Raw genomic sequence first — 26,148 nt, 5'->3', positions numbered from 1 at the left:
CGCACGGATCGTCCGATCGGTCCTCGACGGGCGCCGTAGGGCTGTCGGGATCTTTCGTGACCGGCCGGATCGGGGCCCGTGAGGCCCGGGCGCGCGGCCGGCCCGGCTCTTTCGTGGAGGTGGAGCGTGAGCGAACCGCGGTCCGCGCCGACGGTCGGACAGGTCGTCCTCGGTCGGCGTCTGCTGGACCTGCGGGAACGCGCCGGGCTCAAGCGCGAGGAAGCCGCCCGCATCCTGCGTGTCGCCCCCGCCACGGTCCGCCGCATGGAGATGGCCGAGGTCAGCCTCAAGATCCCCTACCTCCAGCTGCTGCTGAAGGCCTACGGGATCACCGACGAGGAGGCCGAAGGCTTCGTCCAGCTCGCGGAGGAGGCCAACAGACCCGGCTGGTGGCAGCGGTTCCACGACGTCCTGCCCGGCTGGTTCTCCATGCACGTCAGCCTGGAGGGCGCGGCCGCCCTCATCCGCCAGTACGAGCCCCACTTCGTCCCCGGCCTGCTCCAGACCGAGGACTACGCGCGCGGTGTGCTCCGGTCCGGCGCCATCGGCCAGACCCGGCCGGAGGACATCGAGCGCCTGGTCGACCTGCGCATGCAGCGCCAGGGGCTGCTCACCCGCGAGGACGCGCCCAGGCTGTGGGTCGTCATGGACGAGACGGTGCTGCGCCGCCCGGTCGGCGCCCCGGAGGTGATGCGCGGGCAGATCGACAAACTGCTCGAGGCCGCGAAGCTGCCCAATGTCACGTTGCAGGTCGCCCCGTTCGCCAACGGGCCGCATCCGGGCACGTACGGGCCCTTCGTGCTGTTCCGATTCGCCATGCCGGAGCTTCCGGACATGGTCTACAGCGAGTACCTGACCGGCGCCGTCTACCTCGACGCGCGCACCGAGGTGGCGACCCACCTGGAGGTCATGGACCGCATGGCGGCGCAGGCCGCTACAGCACATCGCACGAAGGAGATCCTCCGGGATGTCCGCAAGGAGTTGTGAATGGACCGCATCAAGACCCAGTCCAGGCCGCGGGGCCGCGCTCAGCGGATCTACAACGGCATGCCCGCCCGGGACCTGGGCAGCGAGGGCTGGCACAAGCCGTGGAGCGGCGGCAACGGAGGGAACTGCCTGGAGGCCATGAAGCTCGCCGACGGCCGGATCGCCGTCCGCCAGTCCACCGACCCCGACGGCCCGGCCCTCATCTACACGTCCGACGAGATGACGGCCTTCATCCAGGGCGCCAAGGCGGGGGAGGCGGACTTCCTGCTCTCCTGAGCCGACCGTGCGGCCACGACGCCGTCCGGCCCGTTTCTCTGCTTGTTCTGAATCCGTCTCCTCTCCTCTCCTCTCCCGCGTCTCCGCCCGTCCCGCACTCCCGTCCCTCCCTCACCCGTCCCGATTCGTCTCTCCCTTATTGCTTTATCCCTTTTGATTTCTCAGCGCTGTATGTACTGCATTTCTTGTTTGGTGATGTGGCCTGACGTCCCGTCCAGGTGAGTACTGACGCGATCACTCACCGTTTCAGATCCTTTTCGCGTGGCTCATGACCGGGCAGACCCGGCCACCCGACAGTCCTGGGCAGCGCCAGGGCGGAACCGGGGGCGCGCCGGCCCTCGCGCCCAGCGGGGGCCGGGGCTGCCCGTCTCACTCGGAGGCGGGCCTGGGGCGCTCAGCGGACGACAGCACCCGGCACAGGGCGTCCAGCGCCGCGCCGTAGGCGTGCTCCGACGGCGTCGCGTAGCCCACGACGAGACCGTCGTGCGCCGCCATGTCCGTCGCCGGATTCCGGAACGCGGACAGGCCGTCCAGCGCGACGCCCTGTTCGGCGGCCGCCCCGACCACGGCTCCCTCGCTGCCGGGCGGCAGCCGCAGCACCGCGTGCAGACCGGCCGCCACACCGGTGACCTCGACGTGCGGCGCCCGGGCGGCCAGCGCCGCGACCAGCCGGTCCCGGCGCGCGCGGTAGCGCTGCCGCATCCGCCGCACATGACGGTCGTAGGCCCCCGACGCGATGAGGTCGGCCAGACTCAGCTGGTCCAGGACGCTCGCCCAGGCCTCCCGCTCGCCCTTGGCGGCGAGGACGCCGTCGACGCACCGCTCGGGGAGCACCATCCAGCCCAGGCGCACCGCCGGCGACAGGCTCTTGCTCACCGAACCGATGTAGATCACCCGCTCGGGATCGAGCCCCTGCACCGCCCCGACGGGTCTGCGGTCGTAACGGAACTCCCCGTCGTAGTCGTCCTCGACGAGCAGCCCGCCCCGCGCGCGTGCCCAGTCGACGACGGCGGTCCGGCGCGCCGCGTGCAGCGGGCCACCGGTCGGGAACTGATGCGCCGGAGTGAGGAGGACGGCCCGTTCGCGCCCCAGGCGGTCGACGCGCGCCCCGTCCTCGTCCAGCGGCAGCGGCACCGTGCGCACGCCCGCCGCGGCCAGCAGCTCACGGTGGAACCCGAGCCCGTACGCCTCCACGGCCAGCGGACCGCGCAGCCCCGCACCGCCCGGAGCGAACAGCAGACGCAGCGCGTGGGCGAAGCCCGAGCAGATCACGACGCGTCCGGGGTCGGTGCGCACGCCCCGCGCGCGGGCCAGGTATTCCGCCAGTGCCTTGCGAAGCTCCAGGCGGCCGGCGGGATCGCCGGGGCCGAACACCTCGTTCGGCGCCTGTTGCAGAGCCCGACGGTAGGAGGCCAGCCAGGCCGCGCGCGGGAACGACGACGCGTCCGGCGTTCCCTGCAGCAGGTCGTGCCGCGGGCCACGCGCGCGTGTGGGCGCCTGGACCGGCGGGCGTTCGGCGGGGCGCGGCGGAGCGGCCCGGTCGGCGACCCGGGTGCCGGATCCCTGCCGGGCGGTCAGCCAGCCCTCCGCGACCAGCTCCGTGTACGCGTCCGCCACCGTGTTGCGGGCCACGCCGAGGTCGGCGGCGAGTGAACGGTAGGGCGGCAGCCGCGTCCCGGGAGCGAGTCGTCCACCGCGCACCGCCTCGCGCAGTGCCCGGATCAGGGCAGCGCGCCGACCGCCCGGTCCGGTCGGCTCCAGGTGCAGGTCGGCACCGATCCGCTCCGCCGAATCGACCCACGAATCCCCCATGGAAACGCACCCTACAGGCGGTCTTTCGAGCCCGTCGGCCGGTTCCCGCCCGACCGGTCGGCCCCATCCGATCCGACCCCATCCGATCCGACCCCATCCGATCCGACCCCATCCGATCCGATCCCGCCCGATCCGATCCCGTCCGATCCCGGCGGGACGACCGTTCCGGCGCGCGCGTCCTAGACGCCCATCGGCCGGTCGTACGGCCCGATCGGCGCCGGCAGCCGTGAACTCCCGGTCAGATGGCGGTCGACGGCGGCCGCCACCGCCCGGCCCTCCGCGATCGCCCACACGATCAGCGACTGTCCGCGCGCCGCGTCGCCCGCGGCGAACACACCGGGCACGTTCGTCGCGAAGTCGCCGTCCCGCGCGATCGTGCCACGCGGCTCCAGGGCCAGTCCGAGCTGTTCGACGAGACCGTCCTCCCGGTCGGGACCGGAGAAGCCGAGGGCGAGCAGTACGAGGTCGGCCGGAAGCGCCCTGGCGGTGCCCTCCACCGGCCGTCGCCGCGCGTCCACCTCGACCAGGTGCAGCGACCGCACGTGCCCGGTCGCGTCGCCGGTGAAACGGAGCGTGGACGCCGCGAACAACCGGGCGTCGGCGTCCGCCGCCGGCGCGGACTCCAGGTCGCGCGCCTCCTCGTGCGCCGCCGAGAGCCGGTAGATCTTCGGGTACGTCGGCCAGGGGTCGGCGTCCTCGTCGCGCTCCACGCCGGGCTGCGCGTAGATGTCCAGCTGGGTGACGGACGCGGCGCCCTCGCGCACCGCCGTGCCCAGACAGTCGGCCCCCGTGTCGCCGCCGCCGACGATGACGACGTGCTTGCCGGCGGCGGACATCGGGGACGCCTCCAGATCGCCCGCGCACACCCGGTTGGCCAGCGGCAGATACTCCATCGCCTGCTGGATGCCGGTCAACTCTCGCCCGGGCACGTGCAGTTCACGCCACTCGGTCGCACCGGTGGCGATGACGACGGCGTCGTGGCGCGTCCGCAGATCCCCCGCCATGACGTCCCGCCCGACGGTGGTCGACGTACGGAACTTCGTGCCCTCCGCCCGCATCTGCTCGATCCGCCGCTCCAGATGACGCTTCTCCATCTTGAACTCGGGGATGCCGTACCGCATCAACCCGCCGATCCGGTCGTCCTTCTCGTAGACGGCGACGGTGTGCCCGGCCCGGGTCAGCTGCTGAGCCGCGGCCAGCCCGGTGGGTCCTGAACCGATCACGGCGACCGTCTTGCCCGAGAGCCGGTCCGGCGGCCGCGGTGGCGTGAGCCCGTCGGCCCAGGCCCGGTCGGCAATCGCCGCCTCGACGTTCTTGATGGTCACGGCCGGCTGGTTGATGGCGAGCACGCATCCGGCCTCGCACGGAGCGGGGCACAACCTGCCGGTGAACTCGGGGAAGTTGTTCGTCGCGTGCAGCCGGTCGCTGGCGGCCCGCCAGTCCTCCCGCGAGACGAGGTCGTTCCACTCGGGGATGAGATTGCCGAGCGGACAGGCGTCGTGGCAGAACGGAACCCCGCAGTCCATGCAGCGGTCGGCCTGCTTGCTGATCAGGGGCAGCAGCGCCCCGGGGACGTACACCTCGTCCCAGTCCCGTACCCGCTCCTCGACCGGCCGGCGGGGCCAGTCCTGGCGGGGTGTCGTCATGAATCCCTTGGGATCGGCCATGGGCGTGTTCCTCGCCTACGCGTACGACAGGCCGAGCGTCATCGGGCGGCACTCTTCCGGCCACGATACGTGCCGCTGACCGCCCACGCAGAGGGGCGGGACAGCGCTTTCACCGAAGGTTCCGGGGCGTGGCCCTTCGCTGCCGGTCGATCGGATCCGATCGGATCGGATTAGATCCGATCAGGGTTCAGCGTGAGGGCGTACGTGATCGGACCGGATCAGAGATCAGAGATCAGATCGCATCAGATCAGGGCGAGAGCGTAGACGAGCGCGGCGGCGGCCGAGGCCACCGCCCGCACATGGTTCCATCTGGTCCACTCGCGCAGATACGTCGGCCAGTAGGCGACGGCCTCCGGGGCGTCCGGCGCCGGCTTCGCCAGGGCCTCGTTGCGCGGCACGTTAGCCACCACGGTCACACCGAACGCGCCGCAGAGATACAGCGCGCTGCCGAGCAGCAAGTACACCGTCCCGTGGGCCGGCCACAGTACGAACGTCACGACGGCGATCACCACGCACAGGACGGCCACGCCCAGGAAGAGAACCATGAACGCCGCTGTCATCGCCGAGGAGTTGATCGCGTTCATCGCCGCCACGCCCTGCGCGGCCGGCAGGGCGGCGAGCCCGCGCATCACCAGGAGCGAGAAGGCGCAGAAGAGTCCGGCCATCAGCCCCGTCGCCAGCGCGCCCAGCATCGCGAGCACCGGATACGGTCCATCGATCATGACAACGTCAACTCCCACGGTCGAGCGGAGATCTTGCCCGGTGCGCTCCGTCGCCTCAAGTGAAATCCTGTCCGCGCTGGGTGACCATGGCCGAAACGCGCACCGGCGCACGCGGCGTCGTCCGGCCCGACGGCCTCAGCAGGACGCCGCCGGCCCCGCCGAAGCGACTGGCCCCGCCGGAGCAGCGGGGCGCGCCGGAGCGGCCGGGCGTGCCGGAGCAACTGGACCCGCCGGAGCAGCTGGAGCCTGGGGAGTCGCGGGAGTGAGAGCCACGCCCCGATCGGCGGGCCTCCGGGACCCCTCCCGCCCCTCCCGGTCTTCCACCCCCTCCCGCCCCTCCCGCCAAGCCCGTAACCGCGCCTCCACGGCGGGCGCGATCTGCCGGCGTGCCTCGTACCGCGGCAGCCCGCTCATCAGCAGCCGGTCGTACGCCGTGTCGAGATGACGTACGGAGGCCACGACCGCCGAGACGACGGCGCCCTCGGTCAGCGCCCGGCCGGCGGCGCTGCGCCCGACCCGACCGCTGCCTCGAAGCGAGGCGTGCGCGGCGACCCCGAGCGCCCGGTCCTCCGGGCAGCCGGGAAACAGGCGCAGGATCTCCGCCGCGAACGCCTCCGCGAACCGCGCGTCCTGCACGGCCCGTCGTCGGGCGTCCCGGATCCGACGTCGCCGCCGCGCCTCGGCGTCCGCGAGACACCGCTCCTCCGCCCGCACGAGCGCGGCTTCCTCGACGAGGACGCCCTGCCGTTCGTAGCGCCCCTTGCGCCGGTTGAACCGGACCACCACCGCCGACAGCCCGCTCTCCTCACGCGCCCTGCGGGTCAGCGCCGTGTCACCGCGCGGCAGGAAGACGAGGTGGCCGAGGTCGGCGCAGTCGAGGCAGCGGGGCGCGGCGTCCTCCAGGACGAGCATCGCCAACGGCCCGCGACGGCACCCGGCGCAGAGCTTCTGCCGGAGCGGCTGGACGACGACCATGCGGCGGTGCGGCGCGGGGACAGGGGGAACTGCGGGTGCCATACGGGCTTCATTCCCCGAGCGGACACCCAGGGCACCCGACCGACGACCCCAGCCGTGCCCACCGCCGAAGCAACCTGCTGCACTGCTGCCGGCTCAGACTGCCGGACTGCCCGCCGGACTGCCGGACTGCCCCTCGGACCACCGGACCTCCCTGCTGGACTGCCCAGCCACCCCCTTCCCCGTCGGCCCGCCCGCCACCCCCTCCCCGCCGGCCTGGTCACCGCCACCCGTCCCCGTGCCGTCCACGATGGGGTCACGCGTGCACGGGCTCGGCGACGGCTTCCGACTGCGACGCATTCCGGTCGGCGACTGACGCATCATGGGCCGTGTGCGACTCGAAGCGATCACCTGGGAACGACTCGGCGACCTTCTCGCCGAGCGGCTGCTCGACCTGAAGCCGGACGACGGGAGCCCCTGGCCGCGCATCGCCTTCGACGGGGCACCGGCCGCCCGCCCGGGAGATCTCGCGTCTCGTGTCGCCGAGGCGCTGCGCACCCGTGGCCGTCCCGCGCAGGTGGTGGACACGCACGGCTTCCTGCGGCCCGCCTCGCTCCGCCTCGAACACGGCCGCCAGGACGTCGAGGCCTACTACGACGGCTGGTTCGACACCGGCGCGCTGTGGCGCGAGGTCTTCAACCCCCTTGACGCGGACGGCGACGGACGCGTCCTGCCCGATCTCCGCGATCCCGTCACCGACCGCGCCACCCGTAGCTCCTATGTCACGCTGCCGCGCGGCGGCTTCCTTCTGCTGCACGGTCCCTTCCTGCTGCGACACTGGTTCCCCCTCGACCTGAGCGTCCATGTGCTGCTCTCCCCGGCTGCCCTGCGCCGGCGCACGGCGGAAGCCGATCACTGGACGCTGCCCGCCTTCGAGCGCTACGACCAGGAGACCGACCCGGCTGCCACGGCCGACGTTCTCGTGCGGGCGGACGACCCCCGCCATCCCGCCTGGAGCGGCTGACAGGCTTCCCGCCCCCTCACCTCCTCGCCTCCTCGCCCCCTCACCCACACGCGTGTGGGCGTGACCGGATCGGCGAAGGCGGGGCTGCTCAGAGCCAGCCGTTGCGCCGGAAGCCGCGGTGCAGGACCATGCAGGCCACGGCTATCACGCCGAGGACCAGGGGATAGCCGAATCTCCAGTGCAGTTCCGGCATGTGCTCGAAGTTCATGCCGTACACCCCGCAGACCATCGTGGGCACCGCGATGACCGCCGCCCATGCCGTGATCTTGCGCATGTCCTCGTTCTGCGCGACCGTGACCTGCGCCAGGTGCGCCTGCAGAATCGAGTTGAGCAGTTCGTCGAAGGCGGCGATCTGCTCGGTGGCTCGCAGCAGGTGGTCGGAGACGTCCCGGAAGTAGGCCTGTATCTCCGGGTCGACCACCCGGACCGGCCGGTCCGCCAGATCGAGCAGCGGCCGAGCGAGCGGCACCACCGCCCGCTTCAGCTCCAGCAGTTCACGCTTGAGCTGGTAGATGCGCCCGGGGTCCAGCCGAGCGCCGTTCTCCGCGAACACGTCCGTCTCGACCTGGTCGATGTCCGACTGCACCGCGTCGATGACGTTGAGGTAGTCGTCGACCACATGGTCCGCGACGGCGTGCAGCACCGCCGACGGGCCCTTCTCCAACTGGGCCGTGTCCGACTCCAGCGCCTCACGCAGCGGGCCCAGCGAACCGTGCCGTCCGTGGCGCACCGTGATCACGAAGTCCCGGCCGACGAACACCATGATCTCGCCGGTGTCCACCACCTCGCTCGTCGCGGTGAGTTCCTCGTGCTCGACGTAGCAGACCGTCTTGAACACCGCGAACAGCGCCTCGCCGTATCGCTCGACCTTCGGCCGCTGATGGGCTTCGACGGCGTCCTCGACGGCCAGCGGGTGCAGGTCGAAGAGTTCGGCGATGCCCGCGAACTCGTCGCTGGTCGGCTCGTGCAGGCCGAGCCAGACGAAACCGTGGCCGTTCCTGCGCACCCGTTCCACCGTCTCGACCAGGTCACCGCCGCTCGGGGCCCGGACGCCGTCCTGGTACGTCACGCAGTTCACCACGGACGACCCCAACGGGGAGCGAGCGTGGTGGCTGAGGTCGACGCGCGGACGCCGTCGGGCCAGCCGCGCCACCCTGCGCAGCCCGCCGGCCCTGCCGAAGTCGGCGACCTTCCGCAGATTCCCCGCCATGGTCATCCAGGTCTCCTCGCGTGATCTCCTCGTGCCGCATTCCTGCGCCTGGCGCGCCAGTCTGCCAGGCCCGGAGACCCGGTGCGGAGGCCTGTGGAAACGGAAGGTTCCGCTTTGTTCCGGCCTGTGGACGACGGAGTTTCCCGCCTGTGGACGATGGAACTTCGCGCCGGTGGACGACGGAACTTCGCGCCGGTGGGCGACGGAGCTTCGCGCCGGTGAACGACCGGGCCTCCCGCCTGCGGGCAACGGGACTTCGGCCGCCTCGGGCCGCGGCGGCGACGCGGTGTCGCACACGTCGCGAGAGCGGCCGCGGCGCTTGCGAAGCCGGGCCTTCGGCCGCGTCGACCACGGTCGGCACGCCGGACGGCTGGGATGATCGCCGCATGACGCGATCCGACGGTTACCTGCTCGACAACCGGCAGTCGGAGGCGGGGGAGCGTTTCGACGCCTTCGCCGCCCTCTTCGATCCCACGACGTTCCGCCATCTCGACGGGCTGGGGATCGGCCCCGGCTGGCGCTGCTGGGAGGCGGGCGCCGGCGGCCCCTCCGTCGTGTCCTGGCTGGCGAAGAAGGTCGGTCCGACGGGCAAGGTCCTCGCGACGGACATCGACACCTCCCGCCTGCGGCCCGTCGCCCGCCCGCCGGTGGAGGTCCGCGTCCACGACGTCGGCGTCGACGAGCCGCCGATGGAGGGGCTCGACCTGGTGCACGCCCGGCTGGTCCTGGTTCACGTACCCGACCGGGAGCGCGCCCTGCGATCCATGGTCGCGGCCCTGCGCCCCGGCGGGCGGATCCTCATCGAGGACGCCGACCCCGCCCTGCAGCCCCTGCTCTGCCCCGACGAGCACGGCCCCGAACAGCAGTTGGCGAACCGGCTGCGACACGGCTTCCGTCAGCTTCTCGCGGGCCGGGGCGCCGACCTCTCCTACGGCCGCAGGCTACCGCGTCTGCTCCGCGAGGCCGGCCTGGTCCGGGTCGAGGCCGACGCCTACTTTCCCGTCACCTCCCCGGCCTGCACCGCCCTGGAGTCCGCGACGGTCCGCCAGATCCGCGACGAGCTCGTCAAGGCGGGTCTCGCGACCGACGAGGAGATCGACCGGCACCTCGCGAACGTCGCCTCCGGCAGCATGGACCTCGCGACCGCACCGATGATCTCGGCCTGGGGCCGCAAGGGGTAGTGGCCCGGCGGTCCTCTCAGTGGACGTGCGCCGACCGCGTCGTCGTCGCTGTCGTCTCTACGGAGGTGGGCGGTCTGCCGCCGACGCGTTCCACCGCCTCCGCCCCGGCCCGGCAGCCCTCGGCCGCCGCCGTCTCGGCGTCGGCGCCCGTGAGCAGCGCGGCGAGGAACGCTCCGGTGAAGGCGTCGCCGGCGCCCGTGGTGTCCGTCGGGGTCGCCGCGACGGCCGGAACACGGGCGAGGACGGCCCCGCCCCGGGCCACCAGCGCGCCGTCCGGGCCGTGCTTGGCCACCACCAGAGGGAAGTGACGGCTGAGCTCGGCCGCGGCCTCCGCGGGATCGGACAGCCCCGTCAGCAGACCGGCCTCGTCTCGGCTGGGCAGCAGCACGTCCACCCCCTCGACGAGTGCCAGGAAGCGGTCCGCGCCCAGCTCCGCCAGGAAGCCCGCCGACGCGGGATCGAGGCTCACCTGCGCACCACGCGCGTGTGCCGACGCCGCCGCCGTGCGCACCAGAGCCCGCCCGGTCTGCGAGAACAGCAGGTAGCCCGACAGGTGCAGTCGGCCGACTCCGTCGAGAAGGGCGTCCGACCAGTCGTCCGGGGTGAGCCGCAGGGACGCGCCGCTGTCGGTGAGGAACGTCCGCTCGGCGGCGGCGTCCGTGTCGACGAGACAGATCACCGTCCCGGTGACCAGGTGCGGATCGATCACGAGACGGGGCCGCACCCCGCAGGCGATCAGCTCCCGCTCGTGCCAGGCCGCCGACTCCGCGCCCACCCGCCCGAGCAGCCGCACGTCCGGACACCCCCGGTGCGCCGCCCAGCACGCCACATTGGCCCCCGCGCCCCCCGGCAGCGTGCGGATCACGGAGGCCGTGTCCGTGCCCGGCGCCAGCGGGCCGCGGTGGCGCGCGACGACGTCCGTCACGACGTCCCCGACGACCAGCAGTGCCCCGCCGGTCATGCCTCGGCCCACTCCGTCGCGATCCGCGACGCCAGCCGCACGTTGCCGCGCACCGCCGCCAGGTTGGCGCTCAGGGACGCGCCGTCGGTGTGCCGGACCAGATGGTCGAGCAGGAACGGGGTGACGCCCTGGCCGGTCACGCCCGCCTCGGCGCACGCGTGCAGCGCGTCGGCGAGCACCCGCGCGTGCAGCTCCGGATCCAGCTGCTCCTCCTCGGGCACCGGGTTCGCGACGATCAGCGCCGACTCCGGTGCTCCGAGCGCGTCCTGAGCCCGCATGACCTCGGCGGCCTGCCACGGAGTCTCCAGCGTCCAGTCGACGGGATGGCCCGAGTCGGAGAGGTAGAACCCGGGGAAGCGGTCCGTGCGGTACCCGGCCACGGCGACGCCCAGCGTCTCCAGCCGCTGCAGGGTCGCCGGCACGTCCAGGATCGACTTGACGCCCGCGCACACGACCGTGATCCGGGTGCTCGCCAGGAGCCGCAGGTCGGCCGACTCGTCCTGGGTGAGCGTCCACTCCCGGTGCACCCCGCCGAGCCCGCCCGTCGCGAACACCCGCACCCCCGCGCGCGTCGCCAGCAGGGCCGTCGCCGACACCGTGGTCGCCCCGCTCGCTCCGCAGGCCACCGCGAGCGGCAGGTCGCGATGACCCAGCTTGCGGAAACCGTCCTCGTTGGCGACCCGCTCCAACTGCCCCTTGTCCAGACCCACGTGGGGCCGCCCGTCCAGCACCGCGATCGTCGCCGGTACCGCGCCCTCCGCGCGTACGAGCGCCTCCAGCTCCAGCGCCACCTGCAGGTTGCGGGGGCGGGGCAGCCCGTGCGAGATGATCGTGGACTCCAGGGCCACCACGGGACGACCCGCGTCGACCGCGTCCCTTACCTCTTCCGACACCACCAGCACCACGCGCCCGCCTCCTGTCCGTCGGCCTCCCCCTCATCTCTGGCGGGCGGCACGGCCGGTCAAACCCCCGCGGCCTGTGGGGGACGACACCGCCCTGCCGCGCGTACGGGCCGCACGGGGTGCTCAGAACAGCGGCTCGGGCAGGACGCCTTCCAGCGCGAGCAGCTTCCGCTTGGTCTCCAGACCCCCGCCGAACCCCCCGATGCCGCCGTCGCTCTCGACCACCCGGTGGCAGGGCACGACGACCGGCAGGGGATTGGAGCCCATCGCCACCCCCACCGCCTGCGCCGCGCCCGGCTGCCCCACGCGCCTGGCCAGATCGCCGTAGCCGACGACCGCCCCGTACGGGACACCGCGGGCCAGCTCGCGCAGCACCTGCCCGTTGAAGCCCGAGGTCCCCGAGAGCAGCGACCAGTCCAACGGCAGCTCGAAATCGCGCCGCTTCCCGGCGAAGTACTCCTCGAGCTGGCGTATCGCCTCGGCCAGCAACGGCGAGTCCGGCGCCTCGACGGGCCGCACGCCCATACGGCCCGCCAGCCGGTCGAGCGTCCTGTCGCGCACCGCGTCGGTGGCGTGGAACCCGACGCAGAGCAGGCCCTCGCCGGTCGCGGCCAGCAGCAGCGGACCGATGTCGCTGCCCACGACGGTCCACACCACCTGCTGCCCGTACTGCCCATCGCTGTCCATGGGCCCACCGTACGACCCGCCACCGACAACGCCACGGTCGTCGCCGCCCGGCTAGTACCAGTAGAGGGCGCGCCGCACCACGTCCGCCTTGTCGGTGATGACGCCGTCGACGCCGTACCCGGCGACGGTCCGGGCGGTCGCGGCGTCGTCGACGGTCCAGGCGAACACCCTCATCGGTGCGCCGTGCGGCCCGGTCAGCGCGTGCACGGCGTCGACGTAGGCCGGGGACAGGGCGGTGTGCGACGGGTTGATCAGATCGGCGTATCCGGCGTAGCCGCTCAGGTCCGCCGCGGCCGGCGCGCCGAGCAGTCCGGTCCGTACGCCGGGCCGCAGGCGGTGCACGGTCCGCAGGGCGGCGGCGCTGAAGCTCTGCACGATCAGCCGGTCGGTGAGGTGCCGCCGGTCCAGCCAGCCCTCGTCGTCCAGTGTCTCGAGGATCTGCTGTTCGACGCCCGGATACAGCTCGGGGTTCTTGACCTCGAGGAGCAGGCTCTGGTGGTGCTGCTCCACCCGGTCGAGGTAAGCCTTGAGCGTGGGCACGCGCGTGCCCTTGTACGCGGCGCCGAACCAGCTGCCCGCGTCGAGCCGTGCGATCTCGGCCGCGGTGAAGTCCTTCACGTTCCACGGGGCACGGCCGGGGAAGACCCGCTCGGCGTCGGTCGTGCGGCGGAGCGTGTCGTCGTGGATCACCACGAGTTCGCCGTCCTTGGTGCGCTGGACGTCGTTCTCCACCCAGAGGACGCCCATGGCGGCTGCCCTGTCGACGGCGGCGAGGGTGTTCTCGGGTGCGTAGGCGGACGCGCCCCGGTGGGCGATCACCGAGGGCCGTACGGCCGTGTCCGCCCGTACCTCGTGAGCGGGGGACAGCAGGGCGGTGCAGCCCAGGACGGCGGCGGCCGTGGCGGCAATAACGCGCGCGTGCATGCGTACTCCTCGCGTCGTGCGATCACCTACAGCCTCACTGTGACAGCAGAGCGTGGACGGCGGGGGAGCGCAGGAGGACCGCGGGGGCGCGGAAGGGGGGCGACAGGGACCCGTCACCACTGGCGCACATGTGCGGCAAGGCCGTGTTTCTTTGCCGGAAAATCGTTCGACCATTCCGGTGGGGGTCATACTCTCTCTCAGCCTTGGCCGCGCTCGACGGTCGTGGGCGGGCGCGTTTTCGAAGATCAGGCAACAGGGCGAAGGGCAACCGCGCATGCAGGGCACGGTCGACGGTTTCAGCTACGGCCTCGTCACACCGCTGGTGGCCTATCTCATGGCCTGCCTCGGCGGTGCACTCGGTCTGCGCTGCACGACCAGAGCCATGCTCGTCGCCCACTCCTGGCGCCCGGGGTGGCTCGCTCTCGGCTCCGCGGCCATCGGCTCCGGCATCTGGACCATGCACTTCATCGCGATGATCGGCTTCACGGTGGAGGGCGCCCCGATCCACTACGACAAGCCGACGACCTACGCCAGCCTGGGCGTCGCCATCGTCATGGTGGGCGTCGGGATCTTCATCGTCGGCTACCGGGGCGCGACGGGGACCGCGCTCTTCACCGGAGGGACGGTCACCGGTCTGGGCATCGCCTCGATGCACTACCTGGGCATGGCGGGGATGCGCTTCAACGGCAACCTCGAGTACGACACGCTCACCGTGGCGGTCTCCGTCGTCATAGCGATGGCCGCCGCCACCGCCGCCCTGTGGGCCGCGGGGCAGGTCAGGGGCTTCCTGTGGAGCGTGGGCGCGAGCCTGGTCATGGGGCTGGCCGTCACGGGCATGCACTACACCGGCATGACCGCCCTGAGCGTTCACCTGCACACCGCCGAGACGCCGACGCCGGGCGACTCACCCGCCGCCCTCCTCGCCCCGATGCTGATCGGCCCCCTCGCCTTCCTCTGCCTCGCCGGGGTCGTCGTCATGTTCGACCCGCTGATGGTCATGGGCCGGCCCGACTGGACCCCCGCCGAGCACAAGCCCGGCGTGCCCGCGCACCCGCCCGTCCCGCGCCCCGCACGCCGCTCCCGGCTCCGCGGCCGCCGGCGGGTGGCCCACCGCGAGTCCCGCGCGCCGCAGAACCGCTGAGCAACCGCCGCGGGCATCCCGCGGCACTCCCGGGCCCCACGCGGCGGGCGGCGTCCCGTATCCGGCGGAGCCCTCGCGCCCGGCATCCGCCGGTTCCGCCGGGCCGGCGCCGCACCCCGCGCAACCGCTCGGCCCCGGCCCCGCCGGAAGGGGCGGACGCCCGCGCAGGCCCTGATCGGGCCGCGTTGTCAGTGGGGGGTCGTACGGTGGATGGCATGCGGCCCGTTTCCCACATCGAACGCACGGTGGCGCCTTTCGAGGTCGTCAGTCCCTATCAGCCCAGCGGTGACCAGCCGGCGGCCATCGCCGAGCTGGCCAAGCGCGTCGAAGCAGGCGAGAAGGACGTCGTCCTGCTCGGCGCCACCGGCACCGGAAAGTCCGCGACCACCGCGTGGATGATCGAGAAGCTCCAGCGCCCCACCCTGGTGATGGCCCCGAACAAGACCCTGGCCGCCCAGCTGGCGAACGAGTTCCGCGAACTGCTGCCGAACAACGCGGTCGAATACTTCGTCTCGTACTACGACTACTACCAGCCCGAGGCGTACGTACCGCAGTCGGACACCTACATCGAGAAGGACTCCTCGATCAACGAGGAGGTCGAGCGTCTGCGTCACTCCGCGACCAACTCGCTGCTCACCCGGCGCGACGTCGTGGTGGTCGCCTCGGTCTCCTGCATCTACGGCCTCGGCACCCCGCAGGAGTACGTGGACCGGATGGTCCCCCTCCGGGTGGGCGACGAGCTCGACCGGGACGAGCTGCTGCGCCGCTTCGTCGACATCCAGTACACCCGCAACGACCTGGCCTTCACCCGCGGCACCTTCCGGGTGCGCGGCGACACCATCGAGATCTTCCCGGTCTACGAGGAGCTCGCCGTCCGCATCGAGATGTTCGGCGACGAGATCGAGGCCCTGTCCACGCTGCACCCGCTCACCGGCGAGATCATCAGCGACGACCGGCAGCTGTACATCTTCCCGGCCACCCACTACGTCGCGGGCCCCGAGCGCCTGGAGCGCGCCGCGAACGACATCGAGAAGGAACTGGGCGAGCGGCTGGCCGAACTGGAGAAGCAGGGCAAACTGCTGGAGGCCCAGCGGCTGCGGATGCGCACCACGTACGACCTGGAGATGCTCCGCCAGATCGGCTCCTGCTCCGGCGTCGAGAACTACTCGATGCACTTCGACGGCCGTCTCCCGGGCTCGCCGCCCAACACCCTGCTCGACTACTTCCCGGACGACTTCCTCCTCGTCATCGACGAGTCCCATGTCACCGTCCCGCAGATCGGCGCCATGTACGAGGGCGACGCCTCCCGCAAGCGCACCCTCGTCGACCACGGCTTCCGGCTGCCCTCCGCGCTCGACAACCGCCCGCTGAAGTGGGAGGAGTTCCAGGAGCGCATCGGGCAGACCGTCTACCTGTCGGCGACGCCCGGCAAGTACGAGCTCTCGCGCGGGGACGGCGTCGTGGAGCAGATCATCCGCCCCACCGGCCTCATCGACCCGGAGGTCGTCGTCAAGCCGACCGAGGGCCAGATCGACGACCTGGTGCACGAGATCCGCCTGCGCGTGGAGAAGGACGAGCGCGTCCTGGTGACCACGCTCACCAAGAAGATGGCCGAGGACCTCACGGACTACTTCCTGGAACTCGGCATCCAGGTGCGCTATCTGCACAGCGACGTCGACACGCTGCGCCGTATCGAGCTGCTGCGCGAACTGCGCGCCGGCGAGTTCGACGTGCTGGTCGGCATCAACCTCCTGCGGGAGGGCCTCGACCTGCCAGAGGTGTCGCTGGTGGCGATCCTCGACGCCGACAAGGAGGGCTTCCTGCGCTCGGGCACCTCGCTGATCCAGACGATCGGCCGCGCGGCGCGCAACGTCTCCGGCCAGGTCCACATGTACGCCGACAAGATCACCCCGGGCATGGAGCGGGCGATCGAGGAGACCAACCGCCGCCGGGAGAAGCAGGTCGCCTACAACACGGCGCGCGGCATCGACCCGCAGCCGCTCCGCAAGAAGATCAACGACATCGTCGCCCAGATCGCCCGCGAGGAGGTCGACACCGAGCAGCTGCTCGGCACCGGCTACCGGGCGAAGAAGGACGGCCGCGGCACCAAGGCCCCGGTGCCCTCCCTCGGTGAGAAGTCGGCCAAGGGCGTTAAGGCCAAGGCGGCCAAGGGCAAGGCGGCGGAGACGGTTCCGACCGACCGTCCCGCGGCCGAACTCGCCGGGCAGATCGAGGAGATGACGGAGCGCATGCGGGCCGCCGCGGCGGACCTCCAGTTCGAGGTCGCCGCCCGGATCCGCGACGAGGTCTCCGAGATGAAGAAGGAACTGCGCCAGATGAGAGAGGCCGGACTGGCCTGACGGACGCGGCGGCGGGCCCGGCCGAACGGCCGGACCGGGCCGACCGGCCCGGCGGGGAGGCGGGACCGTTCCTGCGGGGCCGCTGCGGCGGCTGTGGCCGGGGCCGGCCCGCGCTGTGTTGCAAGAGCGACACAAAGCGCGGGCCTGGCTACGGCAGTGTCAGTGCCTTTGCGTAGTGTTTCGGTCAACCGCGGGGACCGCGGCAACAGGGGACAGTCGAGAGGGGAATCAGCGCGTGACCGTCAACATGACCAAGGGTCAGGCCATCAGTCTGCAGAAGAACGACGGGGGCAGCCTGACCGCGGTGCGCATGGGTCTCGGCTGGCAGGCGGCTCCGCGGCGCGGCCTGTTCGGCTCCCGGACCCGCGAGATCGACCTCGACGCCTCCGCGGTGCTGTTCGCGGACAAGCAGCCGGTCGACGTCGTCTTCTTCCGCCACCTGGTGAGCGACGACGGCTCGGTCCGTCACACCGGCGACAACCTCGTCGGCGGTGTCGGCCAGGGCGGTGACGACGAGGCGATCCTGGTGGACCTCGCGCGCGTGCCGGTCCACATCGACCAGATCGTCTTCACCGTGAACTCCTTCACCGGCCAGACGTTCCAGGAGGTGCAGAACGCCTTCTGCCGCCTGGTCGACGAGACCAACGGCCAGGAGCTCGCGCGCTACACGCTCGCGGGCGGCGGCGCTTACACGGCCCAGATCATGGCGAAGGTGCACCGCGTCGGCGGCGGCTGGAACATGACGGCCCTCGGCACGCCCGCCAACGGCCGCACGTTCCAGGACCTGATGCCGGCGATCCTGCCGGCGCTGTAACAGGCCGGCAAGCGGCACACGACGACACCACACGCGACGCAGGGGGGGACGACAGGCGATGGTGGCCGAGCTGGTGCGGGGGCAGAACCACCCGCTCTCCGAGGTCCGGCTCGAGATCCGGGTCTCGGCGGGCCGGCCGGTCGTGGCCGCGGCCACGCTCGGGGACGAGAGCGGCAGGATCCACGGCGTCGAGTGGGTGGCCCACCCGGGGGTGCCCACCCTGCCCGGCCTGGAGGTCTCCCGGCAGGCGGCCGCCGACCACCGCCTGGCGGTGGACCTGGACGCCGTGCCGGCGGCCGTGCACCGGGTCGACGTCCTGCTCGCGCTGCCCCCCGGCGCCGGCGGGCCGGTCAGCTTCGGCTCGATCGCGGCGCCCTTCGTCGCCGTCACCGGACTCGACGGCGCCGAGGTCGCCTCGTACACCATCACCGGTCTGGACGCGGAGTCGGCGGTCGTCGCCCTGGAGCTGTACCGGCGGCAGGGCGCCTGGAAGGTGCGCGCCGTCGGCCAGGGCTACGCGGGCGGCCTGGCCGAACTCCTCACCGACCAGGGACTGCCGCAGGCGCACGGCGTCGCCGCCGCCATCGACGAGGCCGTCGCGCGCGGGCTGGCCCGCTCGGTGCCGGCCCCGCCGGCGCGTCCGGCCGACGGGGACCGCTCCCGCCAGACGGCCACGACGTCCACGCTCGGCCCCGACCCGAGCGGCTCCCCGTACGTTGCGCAGCAGGGCGCCCCGCAACCGGGCGGGCCTCAGCACGGCCACAGCGGGGCCGGCCCCTACACGGCCCAGAGCCCGCAGGGTTCCCCGTCGGCGGAACCGGACGCCGCCCAGCAGACGCCGACGGTCCCGCCCGGCGGGCCGATCGACTACAGCCACCCGCGTCGCCGGACCGCGCCCCCGCCCCCGCCTCCGCCGAGCGCGCCCCCACCGCCGCCCGGGCAGCCCGCACGCCCCGTCGCGGGCGACGCGACCGGGTGGTCGATGGACGAGCGGCTGTACAACCAGGTCTGGGGCATGTTCGAGGACCTCGCCCGCACCACGGCCGCGTACCGCAGCGCCGTCGACTTCGCCGACACGCGCATGGAGAAGGAGCTGGACCAGGTCCTGTCCGATCCGCGCAGCAGGATCGGCGGGCAGGGAGACGCGGCCCGCGAGGCGGCGCAGAGCAGACGCGCCCAGCTCGTCGACCAGGCGCGCGAGGCGCTGGAACGCGACCTCGTCCAGCTCGGGGCCGAGGCCGACGTCGTCGAACCGGCGCTGCCGGCGGCGTTCGCGCGGTGGGACAACCCCGTCTGGCACGCCTACCGCACGCCCATGGAGATGCCCATGGCCCTGCGCCTGGGCGACCTCCACCTGCCCGAGAGTGATCCGCTGCGCATCCCGATGCTGGTCCGGCTCCCGCTGGAACGCGGCCTGTGGATCGACAGCGGCCGGCCGGGTTCCGTCGACGGCGCGTTCGTCGACCCGCACGAGATGCGCCGACTGGCGATGGAGTCCGCAGTGGCGCACGTCGCCCGCCTGCTGGCGGTCCATCCCGCGGACGAGTTCACGGTGCACGTGGTCGATCCGGCGGGCTCGGGCGCCCGGGAGCTCACGCCGCTGGTGCAGAGCGGTGTGCTCGCGGCTCCGCCCGCGGCGGGCGCGGCAGGCGTGTCGGCGGTCCTCGGGCAGCTCACCGAGCGGGTCGACCTGCTGCACATGGCGGTGCGCGGCGGTGCGGCCGACTCCTTGCCGCCCGGCTTCGACACCTCCCAGCAGCTGCTGGTCGTCAACGACTTCCCGCACGGGTTCGACGACCGGGCGGTGACCCAGCTGCGCTATCTCGCGGATGAGGGCCCTGCCGTCGGCGTGCACCTGATGATGGTCGCCGACCGGGAGGACGCCGGCGGCTACGGTCCGTTGCTGGATCCGCTGTGGCGGGGGCTGCTGCGGCTGACTCCGGTGGCCGAGGACCACCTCGCCGACCCCTGGGTCGGTCATGCCTGGACGTACGAGCCGCCGCTCGTGCCGCCTGGCAGCCAGGTGCTCCGGCAGGTCCTCGCCGAGGTGGCGAAAGCGCGCATCACGTACACGTAAAGGTCGCTGACCAGGCAACTTGGTCTTTCTTTTGCCAATCGCTTTACCTTTTCTTGGTGGTTGGGGTACTGTTTTCCTCACGGAGGGGAGTACTCCTGCTGCGGCGTACCCGTCAATACGGATCACCGATGATCCCGGGGCGCCGGCCCGTCCCTTCAGGGGGCGGGTGGAAGAGACCTCCGGCAGCGCAACGACGCTGATCACCTGCCGTTACGTACTGCCGGAGGCGCAGTGGATGTTTCCGTGACCCTATGGGTCCTCACCATCGTGGGCCTCGCCGCCCTCATCGCGGTCGACTTCTTCATCGGCCGCAAGCCGCACGACGTGTCCATCAAGGAAGCCGGGATCTGGACCGTCGTCTGGATCGCCCTGGCCGCGCTCTTCGGGGTCGGCCTGCTCCTCTTCGGCGGCGGCGAGCCCGCCGGCGAGTTCTTCGCCGGCTTCATCACCGAGAAGTCGCTCAGCGTCGACAACCTCTTCGTCTTCGTGCTGATCATGGCGAAGTTCTCGGTCCCGTCCCAGTACCAGCAGCGGGTCCTGCTCGTCGGCGTCCTCATAGCCCTGGTCCTGCGAGCGATCTTCATCGCCGCCGGCGCCGCGATCCTCGCCAGCTTCGCCTGGGTCTTCTACCTCTTCGGCGCCTTCCTGATCTGGACCGCCTGGAAGCTCATCCAGGAGGCCCGTGCCGACGCGGAGGACGAGGAGTTCGAGGAGAACAAGCTGCTCAAGGCGGTGGAGAAGCGCTTCGGCGTGGCCGACCGCTACCACGGCACGAAGCTGTGGATCGAGCAGAACGGCAAGCGGGTCATGACCCCGATGCTGGTCGTCATGCTCGCGATCGGCACGACCGACGTGCTCTTCGCCCTCGACTCGATCCCCGCGATCTTCGGCCTCACGCAGGACCCGTACATCGTCTTCACGGCCAACGCCTTCGCCCTGATGGGCCTGCGGCAGCTGTACTTCCTCATCGGCGGTCTGCTGCGGAAGCTGGTGCACCTCAGCTACGGCCTGTCGATCATCCTCGGGTTCATCGGCGTGAAGCTGGTGCTGCACGCCCTGCACGAGTCCGGCGTCCATGTCCCCGAGATCAGCATCCCGGTCTCGCTGGGCGTCATCTGCTTCGTCCTGATCGTCACCACGATCACCAGCCTGTGGGCCTCCAGGAAGGCGGCGGACGAGGCGGCGCGCGCCGAGAGCGAAGGCGCTCCGAAGGACAGCATCGGGGCCTGACCACGGACGGCGTAGCGACGACAGCCCCCAGGGGCGGCGTGCGGCGAATTGCCGGGCGCCGCTCCCGGTGCTTCGTTGGAGGTGGACGCCCCCTCCGACCCGGGGGCGCCGGACCGGGCGGAGGCGCCATGAGTACACCGCAGAAGTTCGTGCAGATCCTCCAGTTCGAGACCGACCGCATCGACGAGATGCGGGCGCTGGCCGCCGACGCCGACCAGCGTCTCGCCGGCCGGCCCGACGGTCCGGTCCGACGCCTCGTCCTCAAGGACCGCAGCCGCCCCGGCCGCTACCTGGTGGTGGTCGAGTTCGACTCCTACGAGGCGGCCATGCGCAACAACGACGACCCGGACACCGGCAAGTTCGCGCAGGCGATGGCCGCACTGTGCACCACACCGCCGTCCTTCACCGACTGCGACGTGGTGGAGGCCGCCGAACACAGGTGACGCGGGCCGGCCGGCTCGCCCGCACCGCGCCCACCGCGCCCACCGGGCGCACCGGGCGCACCGGGCGCACCGGCGGGACCCCCGGGCACGCCGGCCGGCGAGCACTCCGGTCGCTTCGGGCACCCGACCCCGGTGAGCACGCAAGCCCCGACCGGCCGCCCGCACGCCACCCCGGCCGCACCTGCGGCACCGGTCGCAGGGCCGTACTGGCCGGAATGCGCAGCCAGTACGGCTCTGCGACGATCACTGCATGATCGCTCGGCTCACGTCGGTCGCGGCCCGCCGGACGTCCCTCGTGCCGGCGCTGGCGGTCGTCCTGCTGGCCCTGACCTGGGGACGCGACCTGCCCGGCGCGGTCGTCGCCCTGGTCACGCTCGTCCTCGCCGGAGCCGTCCTGGCCGCCGTGCACCACGCGGAGGTCGTCGCCCACCGGGTGGGGGAGCCGTTCGGCTCGCTCGTCCTCGCGATCGCCGTGACGATCATCGAAGTCGCCCTGATCGTCACCCTGATGGCCGACGGCGGCGACAAGAGCGCGACGCTGGCCAGGGACACGGTCTTCGCCGCCGTGATGATCACCTGCAACGGCGTCGTCGGCCTCAGCCTGCTGGTCGCCTCCCTGCGCCACGGCACGGCCGTCTTCAACCCTGAGGGCACCGGCGCCGCCCTGGCCACCGTGGCCGACCCTGGCCACGCTCAGCCTGGTCCTGCCGACCTTCACCACCAGCAGACCGGGCCCGGAGTTCTCCGACGTCCAGCTCACATTCGCCGCCGTGTCCTCGCTGATGCTCTACGCCCTCTTCGTCGCGACGCAGACCGTCCGCCACCGCGACTACTTCCTGCCGATCACCAGGCAGGGAGAGGTGATCACCGCGGACGACCACGCCGACGTCCCGACCTCGCGGGACACCCTGGTCAGCCTCTCCCTGCTCGGCCTGGCCCTGATCGGCGTCGTCGGCCTGGCCAAAGGGGTCTCGCCCACGATCGAGTCGGCGGTGGAGAGCGCCGGCCTCCACCACGCCGTCGTCGGAGTGATCATCGCGCTGCTGGTGCTGCTCCCCGAGACCATCGCCGCACTGCGCTCGGCCCGCCGCGACCGGGTCCAGACCAGCCTCAACCTCGCACTCGGCTCCGCGATGGCCAGCATCGGACTGACCATCCCCGCCGTCGCGCTGGCCTCCCTCTGGCTCTCCGGGCCGCTCGTCCTCGGCCTCGACTCCACCTACACGGTGCTGCTCGCGCTGACGGTCGTGGTCAGTTCGCTGACCGTCGTTCCCGGCCGGGCCACGCCCCTGCAGGGCGGCGTCCACCTCGTGCTCTTCGCGGCCTATCTGGAGCTGGCCATCAACCCGTAGCGGCCCACGAAGAAGCCGGGCCCGGACACGGGACGTGCGTGCGGGGCGCGGACGGCGCGCGGGGGGCTCAGTAGGTCACGGTGACGCGCCGTGCGGGACCGTCGACACGGACCGTGCCGCCGTAGGGGATGACGAACTGCGGGTCGGTGTGGCCGAAGTCCACGTCGAAGACGGCCAGGGTGTCGGGGGCGTACTCGCGCAGCGCGCGCTCCACCGCCGCCCGCTGGTCGGCGGCGTACCGCGCGGCCTCCCGCGGACTGTGGGGGCGCTCGAAGGACCAGCACTTGGGGCGCGCCGTCAACAACGCCGGGAAGCGCCGCAGCAGACCGCGCTCGCCCATGCAGCGCAGGAAGCGGAAGACGTCGCGCGCGGCGGGCATTTCCTCGGAGGTCTCCAGGATCAGGACGCCGCCGTCGTACGCCGACTCGTCGCGCGCGATCGCGCGGTCGGCCATCAGCAGCCAGGAGAGGATCTCCAGGTTCCCGCCCCAACTGCGGCCCTCCACCACGCGGTCCGCGTTGACCCAGCTCCAGCCGGCGCCGGGCCGGGACCGCGGCTCCGACTCGAAGGTCGCGGGGTCGGCCCAGTCGCGCCCGACGTCGTTGAAGCGCTCCGCGGGCCGCAGTTCATAGGGGCCCGAGGTGAACAGCGCGGCCCGCAGCGACTCGGCGGTCAGCGGATGCATGGCGCCGGGCCGCCCGAACTCGCACATCACGCTCCCGCCGTGGTAGGCGACCACACCGCACTCGTACAGGAACGCCAACAGGTTGGTGTTGTCGCTCCAGCCGAAGAACGGCTTGGGGCAGGAGCGCAGCAACTCCCGGTCCAGCAGCGGCAGCACGGTGATCTGGTCGTCGCCGCCGATCGACGCGACGACCGCCTTGACGTCCGGGTCGGCGAACGCGGCGTGCAGATCGTCCGCCCGCTCCCGGGCCGTCGCGCCCATCCGGCGCGTCGCCGGGTACTCGACCGGTTCCAGCCCGAACTCCTCGCGCAGCCGCGCCAGGCCGAGTTCGAAGGGACGCGGGAAGAGCTCCGGCAGCCCCGACGAGGGCGAGACGACAGCCACCCGGTCGCCGGGCGACGGCTTGGGCGGGTACGCGGGCGTCGGCATGCCCGGAGGATACGGGCCGCGGTCCCGCGGATGCACCGTGATAAACCGGTCCGAGCGGCGGTCCTCGACGGGCCGCACCCGAACGGACCGGAGGAACCGTGCCCCGCAGCCTGGCCAACGCCCCGATCATGATCCTGAACGGCCCCAACCTGAACCTCCTGGGCCGGCGCCAGCCGGAGATCTACGGTTCCGACACGCTCGCCGACGTCGAGGCGATGTGCGCCGGGGCGGCTGCCGCGCACGGCGGCACGGTGGACTTCCGGCAGTCCAACCACGAGGGCGAACTGGTCGACTGGATCCACGAGGCGCGGCTGCACCACTGCGGGATCGTGATCAACCCGGGCGCCTACTCGCACACCTCGGTGGCGATCCTGGACGCGCTCAACGCCTGCGACGGCCTTCCGGTGCTGGAGGTCCACATCTCCAACATCCATCGGCGCGAGTCCTTCCGGCACCACTCGTACGTCTCCCTGCGCGCGGACGGCGTCATCGCCGGCTGCGGGGTGCAGGGCTATGTGTTCGCCGTGGAGCGCGTCGCGGCGCTGGCCGGCCCGGGAAAGACCGACGCGTAAGGACCGGCGTCCAGGACGCCGGTCCTTACCCGCCGGCGACGAGCCGCGCACCGGGCGCTGTCGTGCGTCGGGAGAACACGGCTGGGAAGGCCTGGGCCGCCGGCCGAGGGCGGGGATGTGACCGGCGGCCCGATCCGCGCCGGAGCCGTCATCCCGCGCGGGGCTGACACCAGTTGACCGCGCAACCACCGGTGCGGGGAGCGCGCGCGAGGGGCCGGCGCGTGTGTGGGATTCACACGGGGCGCACGCCGGGTGACGCGCGCCCCGTGCCGGTTCCGGTCGGGCAGCGCCCCGTGCCGGTTCCGGTCCGGCAGCGCCCCGTGCCGGTTCCGGTCCGGCTCACCACCCGCGTGCGTGCCACTCCGGCAGACGCGGGCGCTCGGCGCCCAGCGTGGTGTCGTCGCCGTGTCCCGGATAGACCCACGTCTCGTCCGGCAGAACGTCGAAGATCTTCGTCTCGACGTCGTGGATCAGACGGGCGAACGCCTCGGGGTCCTTGTGGGTGTTGCCGACGCCTCCGGGGAAGAGGCAGTCGCCGGTGAAGACGTGGGGATGGCCGTGCGGGTCGTCGTAGACCAGGGCGATCGAGCCGGGCGTGTGGCCCACGAGGTGGCGCGCGGTCAGCTCGACGTCACCCACCCGGATCACGTCGCCGTCGTCGACCAGGACGTCGGTCGGCACCGGGATGCCCGCGGCGTCCTCGCGGCCGGCGTATGTACGCGCGTGCGTGGCCGCGACGACCTCGGCGAGCGCCTGCCAGTGGTCGCCGTGCCGGTGGGTGGTGACGACGGACGCGATGCCGTCGTCACCGATCGTGCCGAGCAGGGCGTGCGCGTCGTTCGCCGCGTCGATCAGCAGCTGCTCGTCCGTCGCCCGGCAGCGCAGCAGATAGGCGTTGTTGTTCATCGGGCCGACCGCGATCTTGGTGATCATCAGGTCCTTGAGCTCGTGCACGTCCGCCGGGCCGCCGACCGTCACCTGTCCGCTGTACGTCATGGCCGCAGCCTATAGCGGGGGAAGGGCCGGCAGCGGCCCGCCGTCGACCGTCAGACCGGATCCGTCACGGCGACCGCAGAGCCAGCCCAGAACGTCCGCGGGAGCACCCGTGACGGTCACCTCGGGCCCTCCGGAGCCCTCGGCCTTCCGTCCGGTGTGCCACACGCGCGTGCCGTCCGTCACACGGGTCGGCGGCACCTCGGGATGCCCTTCGAACCGCTCCGCGAGGAACTCCGTCTCCCGCTCGGTGAACTCCTCGGGCAGGTCCTCCAGCTCCAGGCCGATGCCGAGGTCCACATGGTGCAGCTCGACCTCCACCCACCGGCGGAAGGGCAGCCGGGCCGCCGCGTCGACGACCCCGTTGCGCAGCTCGACCGTGCGCGACCAGTCCGCCGGCACCGCTCCCGCCGCCTGGAAGCGGGCCGCGCTCTCCCGTACGTCCGCGAGCTGGACGTCCAGCGGACGCGGGGCGTCGCGCTCGATGTCCGCGTCGCGCACCTGGGCGTCGGCGTACATGGGACGGCCCTCCAGGACGTTCACGAGCGCGTCGGCGTTGCGGGCGATGTGAGCCAGGACATGTCCGCGGCTCCAGCCGGGCAGGCGTGACGGCTCGGCCACCGCCGCGTTGTCCAGTCCGGCGACCGCGCTGAGGAGCCGGTCGGTCGCTTCGCGTACGGACTCCAGGTCATGAGCGTGATCAATCATGGTCATGACCCTAGTCCCGCCACTCCTTCGGGTGAAG

Annotated in this window: 22 protein-coding genes and 2 pseudogenes; 12 read left to right on the top strand and 12 right to left on the bottom strand. The window is 72.2% G+C overall.

The window, feature by feature from the left end; translation table 11 throughout:
- Window positions 1-126 precede the first annotated feature (126 nt).
- Window positions 127-987: a helix-turn-helix domain-containing protein gene (locus OG802_RS08680; protein ID WP_329408754.1), complete on the top strand. Its 861-nt coding sequence runs from the start codon at window positions 127-129 to the stop codon at window positions 985-987.
- Complete coding sequence (locus OG802_RS08675) at window positions 988-1,263, top strand: DUF397 domain-containing protein (RefSeq protein ID WP_256919290.1); 276 nt, start codon at window positions 988-990, stop codon at window positions 1,261-1,263.
- Between the two features lie 369 nt (window positions 1,264-1,632).
- Here the strand turns inward: OG802_RS08675 and pdxR are convergent, their stop codons facing one another.
- From pdxR to OG802_RS08655, 4 genes and pseudogenes are all read right to left on the bottom strand, one after another.
- Window positions 1,633-3,075: a MocR-like pyridoxine biosynthesis transcription factor PdxR gene (gene pdxR, locus OG802_RS08670; protein WP_329408749.1), complete on the bottom strand. Its 1,443-nt coding sequence runs from the start codon at window positions 3,073-3,075 to the stop codon at window positions 1,633-1,635.
- Between the two features lie 179 nt (window positions 3,076-3,254).
- Window positions 3,255-4,742 (bottom strand): glutamate synthase subunit beta, encoded by a 1,488-nt coding sequence (locus tag OG802_RS08665; RefSeq protein ID WP_329408747.1) that lies wholly within the window; start codon window positions 4,740-4,742, stop codon window positions 3,255-3,257.
- A gap of 242 nt (window positions 4,743-4,984) precedes the next feature.
- Window positions 4,985-5,464 carry an anthrone oxygenase family protein gene (locus OG802_RS08660; protein WP_329408745.1) on the bottom strand — a complete coding sequence of 160 codons (480 nt, stop codon included), beginning with the start codon at window positions 5,462-5,464 and terminating at the stop codon, window positions 4,985-4,987.
- Between the two features lie 339 nt (window positions 5,465-5,803).
- Window positions 5,804-6,481: pseudogene (locus OG802_RS08655) on the bottom strand (DUF2293 domain-containing protein); the annotation flags it as partial.
- A 319-nt stretch (window positions 6,482-6,800) separates the two neighbouring features.
- Here OG802_RS08655 and OG802_RS08650 point away from each other — a divergent pair.
- Complete coding sequence (locus OG802_RS08650) at window positions 6,801-7,442, top strand: uridine kinase (RefSeq protein ID WP_329408743.1); 642 nt, start codon at window positions 6,801-6,803, stop codon at window positions 7,440-7,442.
- 88 nt (window positions 7,443-7,530) lie between these two features.
- Here OG802_RS08650 and OG802_RS08645 read toward each other — a convergent pair whose 3' ends face one another.
- Window positions 7,531-8,658, bottom strand: a complete 1,128-nt coding sequence (locus tag OG802_RS08645; RefSeq protein WP_329408741.1) for a magnesium and cobalt transport protein CorA — start codon at window positions 8,656-8,658, stop codon at window positions 7,531-7,533.
- A 380-nt stretch (window positions 8,659-9,038) separates the two neighbouring features.
- Between OG802_RS08645 and OG802_RS08640 the strand changes: the two genes are divergently transcribed.
- Window positions 9,039-9,833 carry a methyltransferase gene (locus OG802_RS08640; RefSeq protein ID WP_329408739.1) on the top strand — a complete coding sequence of 265 codons (795 nt, stop codon included), beginning with the start codon at window positions 9,039-9,041 and terminating at the stop codon, window positions 9,831-9,833.
- Between the two features lie 16 nt (window positions 9,834-9,849).
- Here OG802_RS08640 and OG802_RS08635 read toward each other — a convergent pair whose 3' ends face one another.
- The 4 genes from OG802_RS08635 to OG802_RS08620 all read right to left on the bottom strand — a co-directional run bounded on the left by OG802_RS08635 (window position 9,850) and on the right by OG802_RS08620 (window position 13,307).
- Window positions 9,850-10,794, bottom strand: coding sequence for a carbohydrate kinase family protein (locus OG802_RS08635; RefSeq protein ID WP_329408737.1), 945 nt, complete (start codon window positions 10,792-10,794; stop codon window positions 9,850-9,852).
- Window positions 10,791-11,699 carry a pseudouridine-5'-phosphate glycosidase gene (locus tag OG802_RS08630; RefSeq protein WP_329408735.1) on the bottom strand — a complete coding sequence of 303 codons (909 nt, stop codon included), beginning with the start codon at window positions 11,697-11,699 and terminating at the stop codon, window positions 10,791-10,793. Before OG802_RS08630 ends, OG802_RS08635 begins: the two co-directional genes overlap by 4 nt.
- Before the next feature lie 120 nt (window positions 11,700-11,819).
- On the bottom strand, window positions 11,820-12,383 hold the full coding sequence (locus tag OG802_RS08625) for a methylated-DNA--[protein]-cysteine S-methyltransferase (protein ID WP_329408733.1): 564 nt from the start codon (window positions 12,381-12,383) through the stop codon (window positions 11,820-11,822).
- A gap of 51 nt (window positions 12,384-12,434) precedes the next feature.
- A complete protein-coding gene (locus OG802_RS08620) occupies window positions 12,435-13,307 on the bottom strand; it encodes a glycerophosphodiester phosphodiesterase (protein ID WP_329408731.1) in 873 nt (290 codons plus the stop codon).
- Between the two features lie 274 nt (window positions 13,308-13,581).
- Here OG802_RS08620 and OG802_RS08615 point away from each other — a divergent pair, with 274 nt between their 5' ends.
- The 7 genes and pseudogenes from OG802_RS08615 to OG802_RS08585 all read left to right on the top strand — a co-directional run bounded on the left by OG802_RS08615 (window position 13,582) and on the right by OG802_RS08585 (window position 22,724).
- Complete coding sequence (locus tag OG802_RS08615; protein ID WP_329408729.1) at window positions 13,582-14,448, top strand: MHYT domain-containing protein; 867 nt, start codon at window positions 13,582-13,584, stop codon at window positions 14,446-14,448.
- Between the two features lie 215 nt (window positions 14,449-14,663).
- The gene (gene uvrB, locus OG802_RS08610) at window positions 14,664-16,808 is read left to right on the top strand and encodes an excinuclease ABC subunit UvrB (protein ID WP_329408727.1); all 2,145 of its coding nucleotides are present in this window, start codon (window positions 14,664-14,666) and stop codon (window positions 16,806-16,808) included.
- 235 nt (window positions 16,809-17,043) lie between these two features.
- Window positions 17,044-17,622 carry a TerD family protein gene (locus tag OG802_RS08605; protein ID WP_057580284.1) on the top strand — a complete coding sequence of 193 codons (579 nt, stop codon included), beginning with the start codon at window positions 17,044-17,046 and terminating at the stop codon, window positions 17,620-17,622.
- 58 nt (window positions 17,623-17,680) lie between these two features.
- Window positions 17,681-19,699, top strand: coding sequence for a TerD family protein (locus tag OG802_RS08600; RefSeq protein ID WP_329408724.1), 2,019 nt, complete (start codon window positions 17,681-17,683; stop codon window positions 19,697-19,699).
- A 231-nt stretch (window positions 19,700-19,930) separates the two neighbouring features.
- The gene (locus OG802_RS08595) at window positions 19,931-20,929 is read left to right on the top strand and encodes a TerC/Alx family metal homeostasis membrane protein (protein WP_329408723.1); all 999 of its coding nucleotides are present in this window, start codon (window positions 19,931-19,933) and stop codon (window positions 20,927-20,929) included.
- A gap of 128 nt (window positions 20,930-21,057) precedes the next feature.
- Window positions 21,058-21,372 carry an antibiotic biosynthesis monooxygenase family protein gene (locus OG802_RS08590; protein ID WP_329408721.1) on the top strand — a complete coding sequence of 105 codons (315 nt, stop codon included), beginning with the start codon at window positions 21,058-21,060 and terminating at the stop codon, window positions 21,370-21,372.
- A gap of 250 nt (window positions 21,373-21,622) precedes the next feature.
- Window positions 21,623-22,724 (top strand): annotated as a pseudogene (locus tag OG802_RS08585) (calcium:proton antiporter).
- A gap of 67 nt (window positions 22,725-22,791) precedes the next feature.
- On the opposite strand, the gene OG802_RS08580 reads toward OG802_RS08585, so the two are convergent.
- Window positions 22,792-23,838, bottom strand: a complete 1,047-nt coding sequence (locus OG802_RS08580; RefSeq protein WP_329408720.1) for a S66 family peptidase — start codon at window positions 23,836-23,838, stop codon at window positions 22,792-22,794.
- Window positions 23,839-23,936: 98 nt separating this feature from the next.
- Between OG802_RS08580 and aroQ the strand changes: the two genes are divergently transcribed.
- Window positions 23,937-24,410: a type II 3-dehydroquinate dehydratase gene (aroQ, locus tag OG802_RS08575; RefSeq protein WP_329408719.1), complete on the top strand. Its 474-nt coding sequence runs from the start codon at window positions 23,937-23,939 to the stop codon at window positions 24,408-24,410.
- A gap of 339 nt (window positions 24,411-24,749) precedes the next feature.
- Here the strand turns inward: aroQ and OG802_RS08570 are convergent, their stop codons facing one another.
- Together OG802_RS08570 and OG802_RS08565 are read right to left on the bottom strand one after the other, a co-directional pair.
- Window positions 24,750-25,406: an MBL fold metallo-hydrolase gene (locus OG802_RS08570; protein ID WP_329408718.1), complete on the bottom strand. Its 657-nt coding sequence runs from the start codon at window positions 25,404-25,406 to the stop codon at window positions 24,750-24,752.
- A gap of 9 nt (window positions 25,407-25,415) precedes the next feature.
- Window positions 25,416-26,111, bottom strand: a complete 696-nt coding sequence (locus OG802_RS08565; RefSeq protein ID WP_329408717.1) for a maleylpyruvate isomerase family mycothiol-dependent enzyme — start codon at window positions 26,109-26,111, stop codon at window positions 25,416-25,418.
- Window positions 26,112-26,148: the final 37 nt, after the last annotated feature.

Source organism: Streptomyces sp. NBC_00704 (genome assembly GCF_036226605.1).
GTDB lineage: Bacteria > Actinomycetota > Actinomycetes > Streptomycetales > Streptomycetaceae > Streptomyces.
This window is presented reverse-complemented; position numbering and strand designations above follow the sequence as displayed.

Coding starts and splice junctions, on each gene's coding strand:
- OG802_RS08675 (WP_256919290.1), top strand. CDS start 988: ATGGACCGCATCAAGACCCAGTCCAGGCCGCGGGGCCGCGCTCAGCGG.
- pdxR (WP_329408749.1), bottom strand. CDS start 3,075: ATGGGGGATTCGTGGGTCGATTCGGCGGAGCGGATCGGTGCCGACCTG.
- OG802_RS08665 (WP_329408747.1), bottom strand. CDS start 4,742: ATGGCCGATCCCAAGGGATTCATGACGACACCCCGCCAGGACTGGCCC.
- OG802_RS08660 (WP_329408745.1), bottom strand. CDS start 5,464: ATGATCGATGGACCGTATCCGGTGCTCGCGATGCTGGGCGCGCTGGCG.
- OG802_RS08650 (WP_329408743.1), top strand. CDS start 6,801: ATGGGCCGTGTGCGACTCGAAGCGATCACCTGGGAACGACTCGGCGAC.
- OG802_RS08645 (WP_329408741.1), bottom strand. CDS start 8,658: ATGACCATGGCGGGGAATCTGCGGAAGGTCGCCGACTTCGGCAGGGCC.
- OG802_RS08640 (WP_329408739.1), top strand. CDS start 9,039: ATGACGCGATCCGACGGTTACCTGCTCGACAACCGGCAGTCGGAGGCG.
- OG802_RS08635 (WP_329408737.1), bottom strand. CDS start 10,794: ATGACCGGCGGGGCACTGCTGGTCGTCGGGGACGTCGTGACGGACGTC.
- OG802_RS08625 (WP_329408733.1), bottom strand. CDS start 12,383: ATGGACAGCGATGGGCAGTACGGGCAGCAGGTGGTGTGGACCGTCGTG.
- OG802_RS08620 (WP_329408731.1), bottom strand. CDS start 13,307: ATGCACGCGCGCGTTATTGCCGCCACGGCCGCCGCCGTCCTGGGCTGC.
- OG802_RS08615 (WP_329408729.1), top strand. CDS start 13,582: ATGCAGGGCACGGTCGACGGTTTCAGCTACGGCCTCGTCACACCGCTG.
- uvrB (WP_329408727.1), top strand. CDS start 14,664: ATGCGGCCCGTTTCCCACATCGAACGCACGGTGGCGCCTTTCGAGGTC.
- OG802_RS08600 (WP_329408724.1), top strand. CDS start 17,681: ATGGTGGCCGAGCTGGTGCGGGGGCAGAACCACCCGCTCTCCGAGGTC.
- OG802_RS08590 (WP_329408721.1), top strand. CDS start 21,058: ATGAGTACACCGCAGAAGTTCGTGCAGATCCTCCAGTTCGAGACCGAC.
- OG802_RS08580 (WP_329408720.1), bottom strand. CDS start 23,838: ATGCCGACGCCCGCGTACCCGCCCAAGCCGTCGCCCGGCGACCGGGTG.
- OG802_RS08570 (WP_329408718.1), bottom strand. CDS start 25,406: ATGACGTACAGCGGACAGGTGACGGTCGGCGGCCCGGCGGACGTGCAC.
- OG802_RS08565 (WP_329408717.1), bottom strand. CDS start 26,111: ATGATTGATCACGCTCATGACCTGGAGTCCGTACGCGAAGCGACCGAC.